Below are 13,148 nucleotides of genomic sequence, written 5' to 3'. Positions count from 1 at the left end.
GGGCTGCCGATGGCGCGAGCCGGTCACGTCCTGCGCGGGGCGATCCGGCTCACCACCTGGTGGGCGGCTCACGATTGGGGTCTCCCCTGTTCGAGCGAAGCCGAGAACTTGGGGAAGGGTCAGCGCCGGAATTGCACCGGCTTCCCCCCGTACGGGTGTGATGACGACGCGCTCACTCTACCGGCCCGTAGGGAAGCACCTGAGGGCCACCTATGAGGCTTAGCAGGGGCACGGCTAGGTTCGGGCCATGCGAACGGGGAGACTGCTCGGCTCGGGGCGTTCGGCGGACGTCTACGAGATCGACGAGGCGTGGGTACTGCGGCGGGACCGGGAGGGCTGGGGCGACGCCACCGCCGAGGCCGCGGTGATGGAGCACGTCCGCGGGCACGGCTATCCGGTGCCGGGCGTGCGGGCGGCGTCCCGAACCGACCTGGTGATGGAGCGGCTGTCCGGGCCGACCATGCTGGAGGCGTTCGGCGCGGGGCGGATCGGCCCCCGGGAGGGCGGCGCCATCCTCGCCGGGCTGCTGCGCGCGCTGCACGCCGTGCCCGCACGGGTCTCCGCCGACCCCGCCGTCCGCGTCCTGCACCTGGACCTGCACCCCGACAACGTGATGCTCACTCCGGACGGCCCGAAGGTCATCGACTGGGCCAACGCCGAGGAGGGCGCGCCCGGCCTGGACTGGGGCATGTCCGCCGTGATCCTCGCCCAGGTCGCCGTCGGCGGCGAGCCGTACGCGGAGGGTGCGCGCGAGACGCTGGCCGCGCTGCTCGGCGAGGGCGCGCCCGGCGTGACGGAGGACGGGCTCGCCGAGGCGAGACGGCGGCGGGCGGCCAATCCGACGATGAGTGCGCGCGAGGTCGAAGTCCTGGGCGAGGCCGAGCAGTTGATCCGTACGCTGCTGCTCGCCTAGGTCCTGCTCGCTGCATCCCGGGCATGAGCACTCGGGCCTCCTCGCACAACAGGGGCAGCGACCGTACTTCACGGCATGGGTACGGGGATGTGGAGCGGCGCCTGCACCGGCTGGCAGAGCACCAGGGCGAGGTCGTCGGCGAGGGCCGTGCCGGTGTGGGCGATCAGGCGGGCGTACAAGGTGTGCAGGGCCGCCTCGGGGAGCGGCTCGCGCAGGGCGAGGGCGGCCTCGCCGAGGAGGGGGAAGGGGGCGCCCTCGGGGTCGCGGGCCTCGGTCAGGCCGTCGGTGTAGAGGAGCAGCCGGTCGCCGGGCTGGAGCCGTACGCGGTACTGGCGCGGGTCGGGGCGCAGCCCCAACGGGGATGTGGGGACGAGGGGTTCGAGGAGTTCGATGCGGTGGCCGGCGCGCAGGGGTGCCGGATGGCCGCAGTTGACCAGCCGCACCTCGCCGGGCGCGAACTCGGCGAGCACGGCGGTGACGAAGTCCTCGGGGCCCAGCTCCGGGGTGAGCCGCGCGTCGAGGCCGCCGGTGAGGGTCGTCAAGTCGGGTGCGGTGTAGGCGAGTTCGCGGAAACCGGTGATCGTCTCGGCGGCCAGCCGGAGGGCGTCGAGGCCGTGCCCGCGGACGTCGCCGACGAGAACGCGTAGTCCGTACGGTGTCAGCGCGACGTCGTACAGATCGCCGCCGACGGTCGACTCACCGGCGACGCAGTGGTAGCGGGTGCACACCTGAGTGCCGCCCAGCGTGCGGGAGATGGGCCGCAGGATCGCCTCCTGGGTGATCCGGGCGACCTCGCGGGCCTGGGCGAGCGTCGCGACGAGCCGCTCGCGCTGCCGGGCCGCGTACACGGTGAGCGCGCAGCCGACCAGCAGTGCGCTCCAGTGGACGGCGAACGCCAAGGACCGCACGGTGCCGTCACCGAGCCCCATCGCGAGACCCAGCACCGCGGACCAGCAGCAGGCCAGCACGGTGTGCCGGACGTCGAGCCGGACGCAGGCCAGCAGCGGGCCGATGAGCAGGAGGACGATGAGCGGCGGCACCCGGTCGACAAGCAGATCCGGCACGGCGATCGCCAGACAGGCGACCAGCGGCACCAGCACCAGCCACCGCACCTGCCGCCCGACGCCCGAGACGATGTCCCCGTCACTGTTCCTGCCCACACCTGTGGCGGGGTCGCCCGTGCCGTACCTGCCGACCCCCGTGGCGGGGTGGCCCGCACCGCGCCTGCCGACCCCTGCGGCCACGTCCCCGTCACCGCGCCTACCCACACCCGAGGCCGTGTCGCCGTCACCCGCGCCCTTGTCGCAGTCACCCACGGCGGTGTCGCCGTCACCCGCGTCCATGTCGCCGTCCCCCGTGACCGTGTCGCCGTCACTGTGCCCGCCCCCGCCCCTGGCGGCCATCCATTCCCCCCGGTCCCTCTCGCCCATCACCTGACAATCTCCGAATATCGCCCTTCCTGCCCTCGTCAACAGGGAGTTGATCGTTTCTCATCGTTTCCCGTCGCATCGCATCGATACGTGTCCGGAAGTGACGGGGTGCCGCGACCCTTCTGTCCGAGTTGCACCAGCGGGGCTACGCGGGGGTGCGCGCCGGTCACACTGGTCGGCGTGTCCGACGAGACGACCGGTGGGCGGCCCGGCAATCTGCCCCCAGAGACGCGGAGCTTCGTCGGGCGGCGCGACGAACTCGACTGGCTGGGCAGGGAGTTGGATCCGGCAGTCGGCATCGACCGGCTGGTGAGTCTGGTCGGGGTCGGCGGGGTCGGCAAGACCCGGCTGGCGCTGCGGGCCGCGGGCCGGGTCCGGGACGCGTACCCCGACGGGGTCTGGCTGGTGGAGCTCTCCCCGCTGCACAGCGCGAGCCTGGTGGGCCTGGCCGTCGTGGAGGCGCTGCGGCTCGCGGACCAGTCGACCGGGCCGGTCACCGAGGTGGTCGCCGAATGGGCCGCGAGCAAGCGGTTGCTGATGGTCCTCGACTCCTGCGAGCACGTCCTCGCGGACTGCGTGGCCTTCGCGGAGGCGCTGCTGCCCATCCTGCCGGGGCTGCGCATCCTCGTCACCAGCCGTGAGCAGCTCGGACTGCCGGGCGAACGCGTGCTGTATCTGGACCCGCTGCCGGTCGCCGGCGACGCGGTGGCCCTGTTCGCCGAACGCGCGGCCGCCACCGGATTCACCCTCGACGCCACCAACCGTGCCGTGGTGGAAGCCGTCTGCCGCCGCCTCGACGGCATTCCGCTCGCCATCGAACTCGCCGCCGTCCGGCTCGCCGAACTCTCCCTGGAACAGCTGCACGGCCGCCTCGGCGAACGCCTGCCGTCCCGGCTCGACCTGCTCGCCGCGCGCGACGGCGAGGGACCGCCGCGCCACCAGACGCTGCGTACGGCCATCGGCTGGAGCCACGAACTGTGCGCACCGCTGGAACGGCTGCTGTGGGCCCGCCTCTCGGTCTTCGCGGGCGGCTTCTGCGTGCGCGCCGCCGAAGAGGTCTGCGCGGGCGGCCCGCTGCCCGCCGGACGGATCGCCGGCCTGCTCGCCCGGCTCGTCGAGCAGTCCATCGTGCGCCGCCACCGCACCGACCCGGCCCGCTTCCGACTCCTCGACACCGTACGGGAGTTCGGCGCCGACTGGCTGCGCGCGCTCGGCGAGGAACGCGCCGTACGGCTGCGCCACCGCGACCACTACCGGCGCCTGGCCCGCGAGGGCTGCGCCGAGTGGAACACCGGACGGCAGGTGTCCTGGTGCGAGCGCACCCTCACCGAGCACGCCAACCTCCGCGCCGCCATGGACTGCGCGCTCACCGAACCCGACGGACGCGTCGCCCTGGAGATGGCGGCCGACGTCGGCTTCCTCTGGCGGCACTGCGGCTATCTGCGCGACGCCCAGCACTGCCTCGACCTGGCGCTCGCCACCGACCCGGCACCGGGACCCGACCGCACCCGCGCACTGTGGGCGCGCGGCGCGGTGGCGCTGCTCCAGGGCGACCTGGAGGTCGCGGCCGACTGGACGGTGCGGTGCACCGACGCGGCGCGGGAGCAGGGGGATCCGGTGGCGATGGTGGCCGCCGCGTACCTCACCGGCGGACAACTGGCCCTGAGCGGCAAGCTGTCCGAGGCGATCGACGTGCTGTCCGGCACTCCCCGACTCCCCGTCCAGCCCGACGGATTCGGGGCCGCCCAGCTCCAGGTCCGGGTCGCGCTCGCCTTCACGTACATGCTGCGGGGTGACCACGAGGCGGCGCGTGCGGTGGCCGAGGAGGTCCGCGCGGCCAGCGTGGCGTGTGGCGAGTCGTGGGCGGGCGCCTTCGCCGACGGGATCGTGGCCCAGGCGGACCTGGCCCGCGGCGACGTCCGCGCGGCGGTCGGCAACGCCCGTACCGCCCTGGCCGGGCACGGGCTGCTGCACAACACCGTCGGCGCGGCCATGGCCCTCGACGTGCTCGCCGCCGGCGTCGTCGCGGCCGGCGACGGCCACCGCGCGGCCCGCCTCCTCGGCATCGGCGAACGCGTCTGGGAACTCACCGGACGCGCCCAGATGAACTCACCCGACCTGATCGCCACCCGCCGCGCGCACGAACTCCGCGTCCGCGAGGAGATCGGCGACGCGGAGTACGAGAAGGCGTACGAGGAGGGCCTCGCCATGCCGTACGAGGAGGGGCTGGACTACGCCACGCACGGTCACTGACGCGGGGTCACTGACGGGGGGTCGGCCCACCGAAGGGCAGGAAGAGGGTGCGCGAGTCGAGCTGCCAGGTGCCGGCGACCCGGCGGAAGGTGTCCTCGTAGTGCCCGACCTGGACGGGCGGCCCGGCCGGGACCATGCCTCCGGTGTGGCCGTCGACGCGGTAGGTCGTGAAGTACGAGGTGGCGCCGGCCGTCGTCGGCGAGGTCAGGGTGACGAGGACGTTCGTCATCACGCGGCGCGAGAGCCGGTCCGCGGGCCGGCCGCCGAAGTACTTCCGCAGTGCCTCGCGCCCCTTGATGAGCCGGTCGCCCTCCGGCCACGCCCAGGTGCCGTCCTCGGTGAACAGCTCGGCCACGGAGGGCGGTTCACCGAGATCGAGACGGCGGACGAAGTCGAGGACGAGCCGCTCACAGGCACGCTCGGCGAGGAGTTCTTCGAGGGGGTCCATGGACTTGTTGATACCAGCCCCGGGCCACGGTCTCGACCTGTTTATACGGCGATGCTCGACCTGTTCATACGGCGATGCTCGACCCGTTCATACGACGACGCTCGACCCGCTCATACGGCGATGTACGTCACCGGATCGCTCCCCGCCACCGCCTCCGCCCGCCCCAGCTTCACCAGCCGCCGCACATGGGCCTCGGCCTCCGAGACCGCGATGTTCCGTGATCCGTAAGGGATTTGGTCCCAGGGGCGGTTCCACTCCATGCGCTCGGCGAGCTGCCAGGGGGTCAGCGGGGTGGAGAGGAGGGAGAGCAGGCCGGTGAGGCGTTCCTCGTGGTGGGCGAGCAGCTCCCGTACGCGGGACGAGGCGTCGGCGAAGGTGTGCTGGTGGGCCGGGAGCACCTCGGCGGGGTCGAGACGGCCGACGCGCTCCAGCGAGTCGAGGTAGTCGCCGAGGGGATCGGTGACCGTGGCGTCGTCCGGATCCTCGTACAGGCCGATGTGCGGGGTGATCCTCGGCAGCAGGTGGTCGCCGGAGAACAGCCGGCCGTGGCCCGGGAGCCGGTCGGGATGGTCCTCCTCCAGGTGGAGGCAGACATGGCCGGGTGTGTGGCCGGGGGTCCAGATCGCGCGCAGGCGGCGGCCCGGCAGCGCGAGGAGCTCGCCGGGGACGATCTCGCGGTCGGGGAGCGCGGGGGTGAAGCCGGGGAGGGTGCTGGGGCGGCGTACGGACGTCCGTGCCTCGCGCAGCGGCGCCACGTGCTCCTCGGGCGCGCCCGAGGCCGCCAGCTTCGCGGCCATGTACGCGAACCAGCGCTCGGGCCGGTTCTCCCGCGTCCGCCGCACGATCGAGGCGTCCGCCGCGTGCATAGCGATCCAGGCGCCGGACGCCTCGCGCACCTTGCCCGACAGGCCGTGGTGATCGGGGTGGTGGTGAGTGATGACGACCCCGTGGATCTCGCTCACCCGGGTGCCGCACGCGAGCAGTCCCTCGGCGAGGGTGTCCCAGGAGTCGGGATCGTCCCAGCCCGTGTCGATCAGCACCGGCCCGCGGTCGGTGTCGACGACGTACACCAGCGTGTGGCCGAGGGGATTGTCCGGGATGGGGACCTCGATGGACCGTACGCCTCCGCCGTGGTCGGACACCTGCGCCATGGGCTCCCCAATCGCCGCGTTCCGGCCACTGCTGCATCATTCCGGGGGATGACCCCCGGACCCCCAGCCGGAAAAGCAGGTCGGCCGCGGTGACCGGCGGGGATGTCGCCGGGCCAGCCCGAGTATAACTAGAACAAGTTTCGATGGGAGCCCAAGTCGACCGTTCGGAGGGAAGTCCCACCCGTGGACTCCGCCGGCAGGAGCTGGTATCAGTTCTGGTATCTGATGGATCGTCAGAGAACGCGCCCCCCGGGAGGCAGTCGGCCATGACCGAGCTCGTGGAACACGGACAGCTGTTCATAGGCGGGGAGTTGACGGATCCCCTGGGCAAGGACGTCATCGAGGTGATCTCGCCGCACACGGAAGAGGTCATCGGACGGGTGCCGCACGCTTCGACGGCGGACGTCGACCGGGCGGTCGCCGCCGCGCGCCAGGCGTTCGACGAGGGCCCCTGGCCGCGTATGAGCCTCGACGAGCGGATCGAGGTCGTCACCCGGATCAAGGACGCGATCGCCGTGCGCCACGAGGAGATCGCCCGCGTGATCTCCTCCGAGAACGGCTCCCCGTACTCCTGGAGCGTCCTCGCGCAGGCCCTCGGCGCGATGATGGTGTGGGACGCGGCGATCACGGTCGCGCGGAACTACACGTACGAGGAGACGCGCGACGGAGTCCTCGGCAAGATCCTCGTGCGCCGGGAGCCCGTGGGCGTGGTCGCGGCCGTGGTGCCGTGGAACGTCCCGCAGTTCGTGGCGGCGGCCAAGCTCGCGCCCGCGCTGCTGACCGGCTGCACCGTCGTACTGAAGCCGTCGCCCGAGTCGCCCCTGGACGCGTATCTGCTCGGCGAGATCGCGCGGGAGGCCGGGCTGCCGGAGGGCGTCCTGTCGATCCTCCCGGCGGACCGCGAGGTCAGCGAGTACCTGGTCGGACACCCCGGCATCGACAAGGTCTCCTTCACCGGCTCGGTCGCGGCCGGCAAGCGCGTGATGGAGGTCGCCTCGCGCAACCTCTCGCGTGTGACCCTGGAGCTGGGCGGCAAGTCCGCGGCCGTGGTGCTCCCGGACGCGGACATCGGGACAGCGGTGCCCGGCATCGTCTCGGCGGCCTGGATGAACAACGGCCAGGCGTGCGTGGCCCAGACCCGCATCCTGCTGCCCCGCTCGCGCTACGACGAGTTCGCGGACGCCTTCGCGGCGGCGGCGAGCGCGCTGGTGGTCGGCGACCCGCTCGACCCGGCGACCCAGGTCGGCCCGCTGGTCGCCAGGCGGCAGCAGCAGCGCAACCTCGACTACATCCGCATCGGCCAGGAGGAGGGCGCCAAGATCCTCTCGGGCGGCGGCCGTCCGCACGGCCTCGACCGCGGCTGGTACGTCGAGCCGACCCTCTTCGGCGATGTCGACAACTCCATGCGGATTGCGCGGGAGGAGATCTTCGGCCCGGTGATCTGTCTGCTCCCGTACGGGGAGGAGTCGGAGGCCGTGAAGATCGCGAACGACTCGGACTACGGGCTGAGCGGAAGCGTCTGGACGGCCGACGTCGCCCATGGCATCGACATCGCCCGCCAGGTCCGTACCGGCACCTACTCCGTCAACACCTTCAGCCTCGACATGCTCGGCCCCTTCGGCGGCTACAAGAGCTCGGGTCTTGGCCGGGAGTTCGGGCCCGAGGGGTACGGCGAGTTCCTGGAGCACAAGATGATCCACCTGCCGGCCGGCTGGGAGGCGTGAGGATGGGCGACCGCTGGCAGGTCGAGGTCGACCGCTCGGTGTGCATCGGCTCGGCCCAGTGCGTCCACCAGGCCCCGGGTGCCTTCCGTCTCGACAGCGGCATGCAGTCCCACCCGGTCGAACCGGAGACCGACGCCAACGAGAAGATCCTGGAGGCGGCGGAGGGCTGCCCGGTGGAGGCCATCATGATCACGCTGCTGGGGAGCGGGGAGCCGGTGTTCCCACCGGAGGAGTAGCCGGTGTTCCCACCGGAGCGGTGGCCGGTGTTCCTGTTCCCACCGGAGGAGTAGGTGTCAGCTGCCGGGTGCCCGGTACTCCACCTTCAGCCGGATCGCCTCGTCGATCTCCTCGGGCGACAGCAGGGTGACCGTGCTCGTGCGGACGCCGCCGGCCGCCGAGGTGACCAGGCCGAGGGCCGCGGCGGAGGTGTTGCCCGGCAGTTCCACCGTGACGTAGATGTCGTCGTCACCGAAGGCCCAGTACAGCGATTCGAGCCGGCCGCCCAGGCCCTGGACCATGCGTTCGACGACCTCGCGCCGCGCGGTGGCGCCTTCCTTGAGCACGCCCTTCAGTCCGTCCACGGTCATCTTGACTCTGAAGAGGTACTTCGGCATGGGCCTCACCTTTCACTTATGTCTCAATAGTCACTTACGCCCCTAGTCTTCCTCGATTTCGGTAAAAAAATCAGATTAAGGGTGTTCTATTCACTGATAGGCGTTCTATCCTGAAAGATGCCTACGGGGCGAGTGAGGGAGTCCAACCGGAGTAGCCGACTTTGGCGAGACGCTTCGGCATCCGCTGAGGCCGACGTCGACGGTCGGGCTGAGAGGCCGGAAGGTAGCAGTTAGACCGGAAGGCGACCCCCATTACCTGATCCGGGTAATGCCGGCGAAGGGAACCCGTCTCGTAGGTTTTTGCGTGCCCGCGCACCGTCGACCCCCAGTCCTGCGCGTTGGGGTCCGTCAGCCCTGTGCGTCGGGGTCCGTCAGGTCGATCAGGCGGCAGACCGTCTCGATGTCGATCTTGACCTGGGCGATGGAGGCGCGGCCGGACAGCCAGGTGATCAGGGCCGAGTGCCAGGTGTGCTCGATGACGCGGACGGCGGAGAGCTGGGCGGGCGTGGGGTCGTCGAGGCCCATCGCGTCGAGGATGATCACCGTGGTCTGCCGGGAGACCTGGTCGACCTCGGGGCTGACGCTGCGGTCCGCGAAGGTGAGCGCGCGGACCATGGCGTCGGCGAGATGCGGCTCGCGCTGCAGGGCGCGGAACGCCCGCATCAGGGTCTCCGCCACCCGCTCCGCCGCCGTGTCCCCGGCCGGCGGCTTCTTGCGCAGGGTGCCGTGCATGTGCTCCAGCTGGTCCTGCATCGTGGCGACCAGCAGATGGACCTTCGAGGGGAAGTAGCGGTAGAGCGTGCCCAGGGCGACCTGCGACGACTCCGCGACCTCACGCATCTGGACCGCGTCGAATCCGCCCCTGCTGGCCAGCTGCGCGCTCGCGTGAAGGATCCGGCGGCGGCGCGCCTCCTGCCGCTCGGTGAGCGGGGGAGAGGCGGGGTGCGCGGTGGAGTGCGGCGTGGAGGGGGGCGTGGACGAGGGCGACGCCGGTCGCGCGTTCTTCGAGTCCGCCTTGGCTTCCGCAGGCATGGGTCCGTTCCGTGACAGCGAGAGGGAGCGACGAGTCAGCATGGCAGGGCTTGGGCTGCCGTGCGAATCATCGGACCCCGCCATTCCGTCGTGGCGTGAATCACCCGATCCACCGCTCACAGCGGCGCTACCTGCCGGTAGATTCAGTTCTCCTTGAACGGTCAAGTCTGAAACTTGTTCTAGATTAGCGTCCCGGCGTAATCTCGCGGGAAAATGCAGGGAGAAGGGGGCCGTAAGTGACCGCTGAGGCCATGGAGGCGGGCCCCGGGGAGGGCGCGGCCGCCGACGGGGACCGAGCCCTGCGCATCGCGCTCCTCACGTATAAGGGAAACCCGTTCTGCGGCGGCCAGGGCGTGTACGTACGGCATCTCTCGCGCGAGCTCGCCCGCCTCGGCCACCGGGTCGAGGTCATCGGCTCCCAGCCGTATCCCGTGCTGGACGAGGGACTGCCCGAGCTGAGCCTCACCGAGCTGCCCAGCCTCGACCTGTACCGCCAGCCCGACCCCTTTCGTACGCCCAAGCGCGACGAGTACCGGGACTGGATCGACGCCCTCGAGGTCGGCACCATGTGGACCGGGGGCTTTCCCGAGCCGCTGACCTTCTCGCTGCGCGCCCGCCGCCACCTCCGTGCGCGCCGCGGCGACTTCGACGTCATCCACGACAACCAGACCCTCGGCTACGGCCTGTTGGGGGATGTCGGCGCCCCGCTGGTGACCACCATCCACCACCCCATCACCGTCGACCGGCAGCTGGAGCTGGACGCCGCCGAGGGCTGGCGGCGCCGCGCGTCCGTACGCCGGTGGTATGCCTTCACCCGCATGCAGAAGCGGGTCGCGCGCCGCCTGCCGTCCGTGCTCACCGTCTCCGGCACGTCCCGCCAGGAGATCGTCGACCACCTGGGTGTCGCTCAGGACCGCATCCACGTCGTGCACATCGGCGCGGACACCGACCTTTTCTCGCCGGATCCGGCGGTACGTCAGGTGCCGGGCCGCATCGTGACCACCTCCAGCGCGGACGTCCCGCTCAAGGGGCTCATCTTCCTCGTCGAGGCGCTCGCCAAGGTGCGCACCGAGCACCCCGGCGCGCACCTCGTCGTCGTCGGCAAGCGCGCCGAGGACGGGCCCGTCGCCCAGGCCATCGAGCGGTACGGGCTCGACGGCGCCGTCGAGTTCGTCAAGGGCATCTCGGACGCCGAACTGGTCGACCTGGTGCGCTCGGCGGAGGTCGCCTGCGTGCCCTCGCTGTACGAGGGCTTCTCCCTGCCGGCGGCGGAGGCCATGGCGACCGGTACGCCACTGGTCGCCACCACCGGCGGGGCGATCCCGGAGGTCGCCGGACCCGACGGCGAGACGTGTCTGGCGGTACCGCCCGGCGACTCGGGCGCTCTGGCCGCCGCGCTGAGCCGACTGCTCGGCGACCCGGAGCTCCGGGTACGCCTGGGCGCCGCCGGCCGCGAGCGGGTACTGCAGCGCTTCACCTGGGCCCGCGCCGCCGAGGGCACGGTGGCGCACTACCGCGAGGCAATGGGGGCCGGCTCCGCGGGCGCTGCTGGACGCTCCGCGCCCACAGACTCCCGCCGCTCCGCGCCCACGCTTCCTGATCGCTCCGCGGCGGGCCCCCAGCGCTCCGCGCCCACGCCTCCCGACCGCTCCGCGGCCGCCCAGGGTGCCCCCGCCACAGACGCCGCCGAAGAACTACTTGTAGCCAACCGCGAAAGCAGGGCCACGTGCTGACCGTCGACTTCTCCCGGTTCCCGCTCGCCCCGGGCGACCGCGTCCTGGACCTCGGCTGCGGGGCCGGCCGGCACGCGTTCGAGTGCTACCGGCGCGGCGCCCAGGTCGTCGCGCTGGACCAGAACGGCGAGGAGATCCGCGAGGTCGCCAAGTGGTTCGCGGCGATGAAGGAAGCGGGCGAGGCGCCCGCCGGGGCCACCGCGACGGCCATGGAGGGCGACGCCCTGGCGCTGCCCTTCCCCGACGAGTCCTTCGACGTCGTGATCATCTCCGAGGTCATGGAGCACATCCCGGACGACAAGGGCGTACTCGCCGAGATGGTCCGGGTGTTGAAGCCCGGTGGCCGCATCGCGATCACCGTCCCGCGCTACGGCCCCGAGAAGGTCTGCTGGGCGCTGTCCGACGCGTACCACGAGGTCGAGGGCGGCCACATCCGCATCTACAAGGCGGACGAGCTGCTGGCCAAGATCCGCGAGGCCGGCCTCAAGCCGTACGGCACGCATCACGCGCACGCGCTGCACTCGCCGTACTGGTGGCTGAAGTGCGCGTTCGGCGTCGACAACGACAAGGCGCTGCCCGTGCGGGCGTACCACAAGCTGCTGGTCTGGGACATCATGAAGAAACCCCTGGCCACGCGGGTCGCCGAGCAGGCGCTGAACCCGCTGATCGGCAAGAGCTTCGTGGCGTACGCGACCAAGCCGCACCTGCCCGTCGCCGCTGCTGAGGCGGCCGCCCGGTGACCACCCCCCGGACAGAACACCTCGTCCTGCCCGGGGTCCTCACCGCCGAGCAGGCTGCCGCCACGGTGCGCGGGATCCTCGGGGTGCAGCGCCCGGACGGCGCCATACCGTGGTTCCGTGGGCACCACCTCGACCCGTGGGACCACACCGAGGCGGCCATGGCGCTGGACGCGGCGGGCGAGCACGAGGCCGCCGAGCGGGCGTACGAGTGGCTGGCCAGGCACCAGAACGAGGACGGCTCCTGGTACGCGGCCTACGCCGACGGGGACCACGACGACGTCACCGACCGGGGCCGCGAGACCAACTTCTGCGCGTACATCGCCGTCGGCGTCTGGCACCACTACCTGGCCACCGGCGACGACACGTTCCTGGACCGGATGTGGCCGGCCGTCTACGCGGCCGTGGAGTTCGTGCTCAGGCTCCAGCAGCCCGGCGGGCAGATCGGCTGGAAGCGCGAGGACGACGGCACGGCGGTCGACGACGCGCTGCTGACCGGGAGTTCGTCGATCCACCACGCGCTGCGCTGTGCGCTCGCCATCGCCGAGCAGCGGGAAGAGCCACAGCCCGACTGGGAGTTGGCGGTCGGCGCGCTGCGGCACGCGATCCGGCTCCACCCCGAGCGGTTCCTCGACAAGGACCGCTACTCGATGGACTGGTACTACCCGGTGCTCGGCGGCGCGTTGACCGGCGCCGAGGCCAAGTCCCGTATCGAGGAGGGCTGGGACCGCTTCGTGGTCCCCGGGTTCGGTGTCCGCTGCGTGGTCCCCAACCCGTGGGTGACCGGCGGCGAATCCGCCGAACTCGCCCTCGCCCTCTGGGTCGTGGGCGAGTCCGACCGCGCCCTGGAGATCCTCCAGTCCATCCAGCACCTGCGTGACCCGAAGACCGGCCTGTACTGGACGGGCTATGTCTTCGAGGACCAGGCCATCTGGCCCGAGGAACTCACCACCTGGACGGCGGGCTCCCTGCTCCTGGCCGTCGCCGCGCTGGGCGGCGACGAGCCCACCTGCGCGGTCTTCGGCGGCGAACGCCTCCCGCGGGGCCTGGACCCCGACTGCTGCGACTAGCTCCCGTAGAACCCGGACCCCGACCGCCGCGGACAGCCTGCGG

12 protein-coding genes and 1 riboswitch are annotated in these 13,148 nt (G+C 71.7%); of the genes, 7 read left to right on the top strand and 5 right to left on the bottom strand.

All coding sequences use genetic code 11. The features are described from left to right. The first annotated feature begins 247 nt into the window (after positions 1-247). A complete protein-coding gene (locus tag ACFY0T_RS03615; protein WP_388864351.1) occupies positions 248-913 on the top strand; it encodes a phosphotransferase in 666 nt (221 codons plus the stop codon). Between the two features lie 68 nt (positions 914-981). Here ACFY0T_RS03615 and ACFY0T_RS03610 read toward each other — a convergent pair whose 3' ends face one another. Beyond that, complete coding sequence (locus ACFY0T_RS03610; protein WP_388864350.1) at positions 982-2,316, bottom strand: PP2C family protein-serine/threonine phosphatase; 1,335 nt, start codon at positions 2,314-2,316, stop codon at positions 982-984. A 207-nt stretch (positions 2,317-2,523) separates the two neighbouring features. Between ACFY0T_RS03610 and ACFY0T_RS03605 the strand changes: the two genes are divergently transcribed. Then, positions 2,524-4,596 (top strand): ATP-binding protein, encoded by a 2,073-nt coding sequence (locus ACFY0T_RS03605; protein WP_388864349.1) that lies wholly within the window; start codon positions 2,524-2,526, stop codon positions 4,594-4,596. A 7-nt stretch (positions 4,597-4,603) separates the two neighbouring features. Here ACFY0T_RS03605 and ACFY0T_RS03600 read toward each other — a convergent pair whose 3' ends face one another. Then, positions 4,604-5,044 carry a nuclear transport factor 2 family protein gene (locus ACFY0T_RS03600; protein ID WP_388864348.1) on the bottom strand — a complete coding sequence of 147 codons (441 nt, stop codon included), beginning with the start codon at positions 5,042-5,044 and terminating at the stop codon, positions 4,604-4,606. Between the two features lie 110 nt (positions 5,045-5,154). Further along, entirely contained in the window at positions 5,155-6,195 is a 1,041-nt protein-coding gene (locus ACFY0T_RS03595; RefSeq protein ID WP_388864347.1) for an MBL fold metallo-hydrolase, read from the bottom strand. Between the two features lie 266 nt (positions 6,196-6,461). On the opposite strand from ACFY0T_RS03595, the gene ACFY0T_RS03590 reads away from it, so the two are divergent. Both ACFY0T_RS03590 and ACFY0T_RS03585 read left to right on the top strand, forming a co-directional pair. Then, positions 6,462-7,919 (top strand): aldehyde dehydrogenase, encoded by a 1,458-nt coding sequence (locus ACFY0T_RS03590; RefSeq protein WP_388864346.1) that lies wholly within the window; start codon positions 6,462-6,464, stop codon positions 7,917-7,919. Between the two features lie 2 nt (positions 7,920-7,921). After that, the gene (locus ACFY0T_RS03585) at positions 7,922-8,155 is read left to right on the top strand and encodes a ferredoxin (protein ID WP_388864345.1); all 234 of its coding nucleotides are present in this window, start codon (positions 7,922-7,924) and stop codon (positions 8,153-8,155) included. Positions 8,156-8,212: 57 nt separating this feature from the next. Here the strand turns inward: ACFY0T_RS03585 and ACFY0T_RS03580 are convergent, their stop codons facing one another. After that, on the bottom strand, positions 8,213-8,533 hold the full coding sequence (locus ACFY0T_RS03580; RefSeq protein ID WP_388864344.1) for a GYD domain-containing protein: 321 nt from the start codon (positions 8,531-8,533) through the stop codon (positions 8,213-8,215). Between the two features lie 124 nt (positions 8,534-8,657). Next, a riboswitch (TPP riboswitch) is annotated at positions 8,658-8,833 on the top strand. Between the two features lie 48 nt (positions 8,834-8,881). Further along, positions 8,882-9,565, bottom strand: a complete 684-nt coding sequence (locus ACFY0T_RS03575; RefSeq protein WP_388864343.1) for a TetR family transcriptional regulator — start codon at positions 9,563-9,565, stop codon at positions 8,882-8,884. Positions 9,566-9,801: 236 nt separating this feature from the next. On the opposite strand from ACFY0T_RS03575, the gene ACFY0T_RS03570 reads away from it, so the two are divergent. From ACFY0T_RS03570 to ACFY0T_RS03560, 3 genes are read left to right on the top strand one after another with little or no spacing between them, the layout of a single operon-like run. Continuing rightward, entirely contained in the window at positions 9,802-11,298 is a 1,497-nt protein-coding gene (locus ACFY0T_RS03570; protein WP_388864342.1) for a glycosyltransferase family 4 protein, read from the top strand. Further along, the gene (locus ACFY0T_RS03565; protein ID WP_388864341.1) at positions 11,292-12,038 is read left to right on the top strand and encodes a class I SAM-dependent methyltransferase; all 747 of its coding nucleotides are present in this window, start codon (positions 11,292-11,294) and stop codon (positions 12,036-12,038) included. Before ACFY0T_RS03570 ends, ACFY0T_RS03565 begins: the two co-directional genes overlap by 7 nt. Further along, complete coding sequence (locus ACFY0T_RS03560) at positions 12,035-13,105, top strand: prenyltransferase/squalene oxidase repeat-containing protein (protein ID WP_388864340.1); 1,071 nt, start codon at positions 12,035-12,037, stop codon at positions 13,103-13,105. The genes ACFY0T_RS03565 and ACFY0T_RS03560 overlap by 4 nt, the downstream gene beginning before the upstream one ends. Positions 13,106-13,148: the final 43 nt, after the last annotated feature.

The sequence above is a fragment of the Streptomyces sp. NPDC001530 genome (assembly GCF_042894545.1).
In the GTDB taxonomy this organism is placed as follows: domain Bacteria; phylum Actinomycetota; class Actinomycetes; order Streptomycetales; family Streptomycetaceae; genus Streptomyces.
The sequence above is the reverse complement of the archived record's forward strand: the minus strand, read 5'-3'. Positions and strand labels throughout refer to the sequence as shown.

Excerpts from the sequence above, each read along its gene's own strand:
- ACFY0T_RS03615 (WP_388864351.1), top strand. The coding sequence starts at position 248 with ATGCGAACGGGGAGACTGCTCGGCTCGGGGCGTTCGGCGGACGTCTAC.
- ACFY0T_RS03610 (WP_388864350.1), bottom strand. The coding sequence starts at position 2,316 with ATGGCCGCCAGGGGCGGGGGCGGGCACAGTGACGGCGACACGGTCACG.
- ACFY0T_RS03600 (WP_388864348.1), bottom strand. The coding sequence starts at position 5,044 with ATGGACCCCCTCGAAGAACTCCTCGCCGAGCGTGCCTGTGAGCGGCTC.
- ACFY0T_RS03595 (WP_388864347.1), bottom strand. The coding sequence starts at position 6,195 with ATGGCGCAGGTGTCCGACCACGGCGGAGGCGTACGGTCCATCGAGGTC.
- ACFY0T_RS03590 (WP_388864346.1), top strand. The coding sequence starts at position 6,462 with ATGACCGAGCTCGTGGAACACGGACAGCTGTTCATAGGCGGGGAGTTG.
- ACFY0T_RS03585 (WP_388864345.1), top strand. The coding sequence starts at position 7,922 with ATGGGCGACCGCTGGCAGGTCGAGGTCGACCGCTCGGTGTGCATCGGC.
- ACFY0T_RS03580 (WP_388864344.1), bottom strand. The coding sequence starts at position 8,533 with ATGCCGAAGTACCTCTTCAGAGTCAAGATGACCGTGGACGGACTGAAG.
- ACFY0T_RS03575 (WP_388864343.1), bottom strand. The coding sequence starts at position 9,565 with ATGCCTGCGGAAGCCAAGGCGGACTCGAAGAACGCGCGACCGGCGTCG.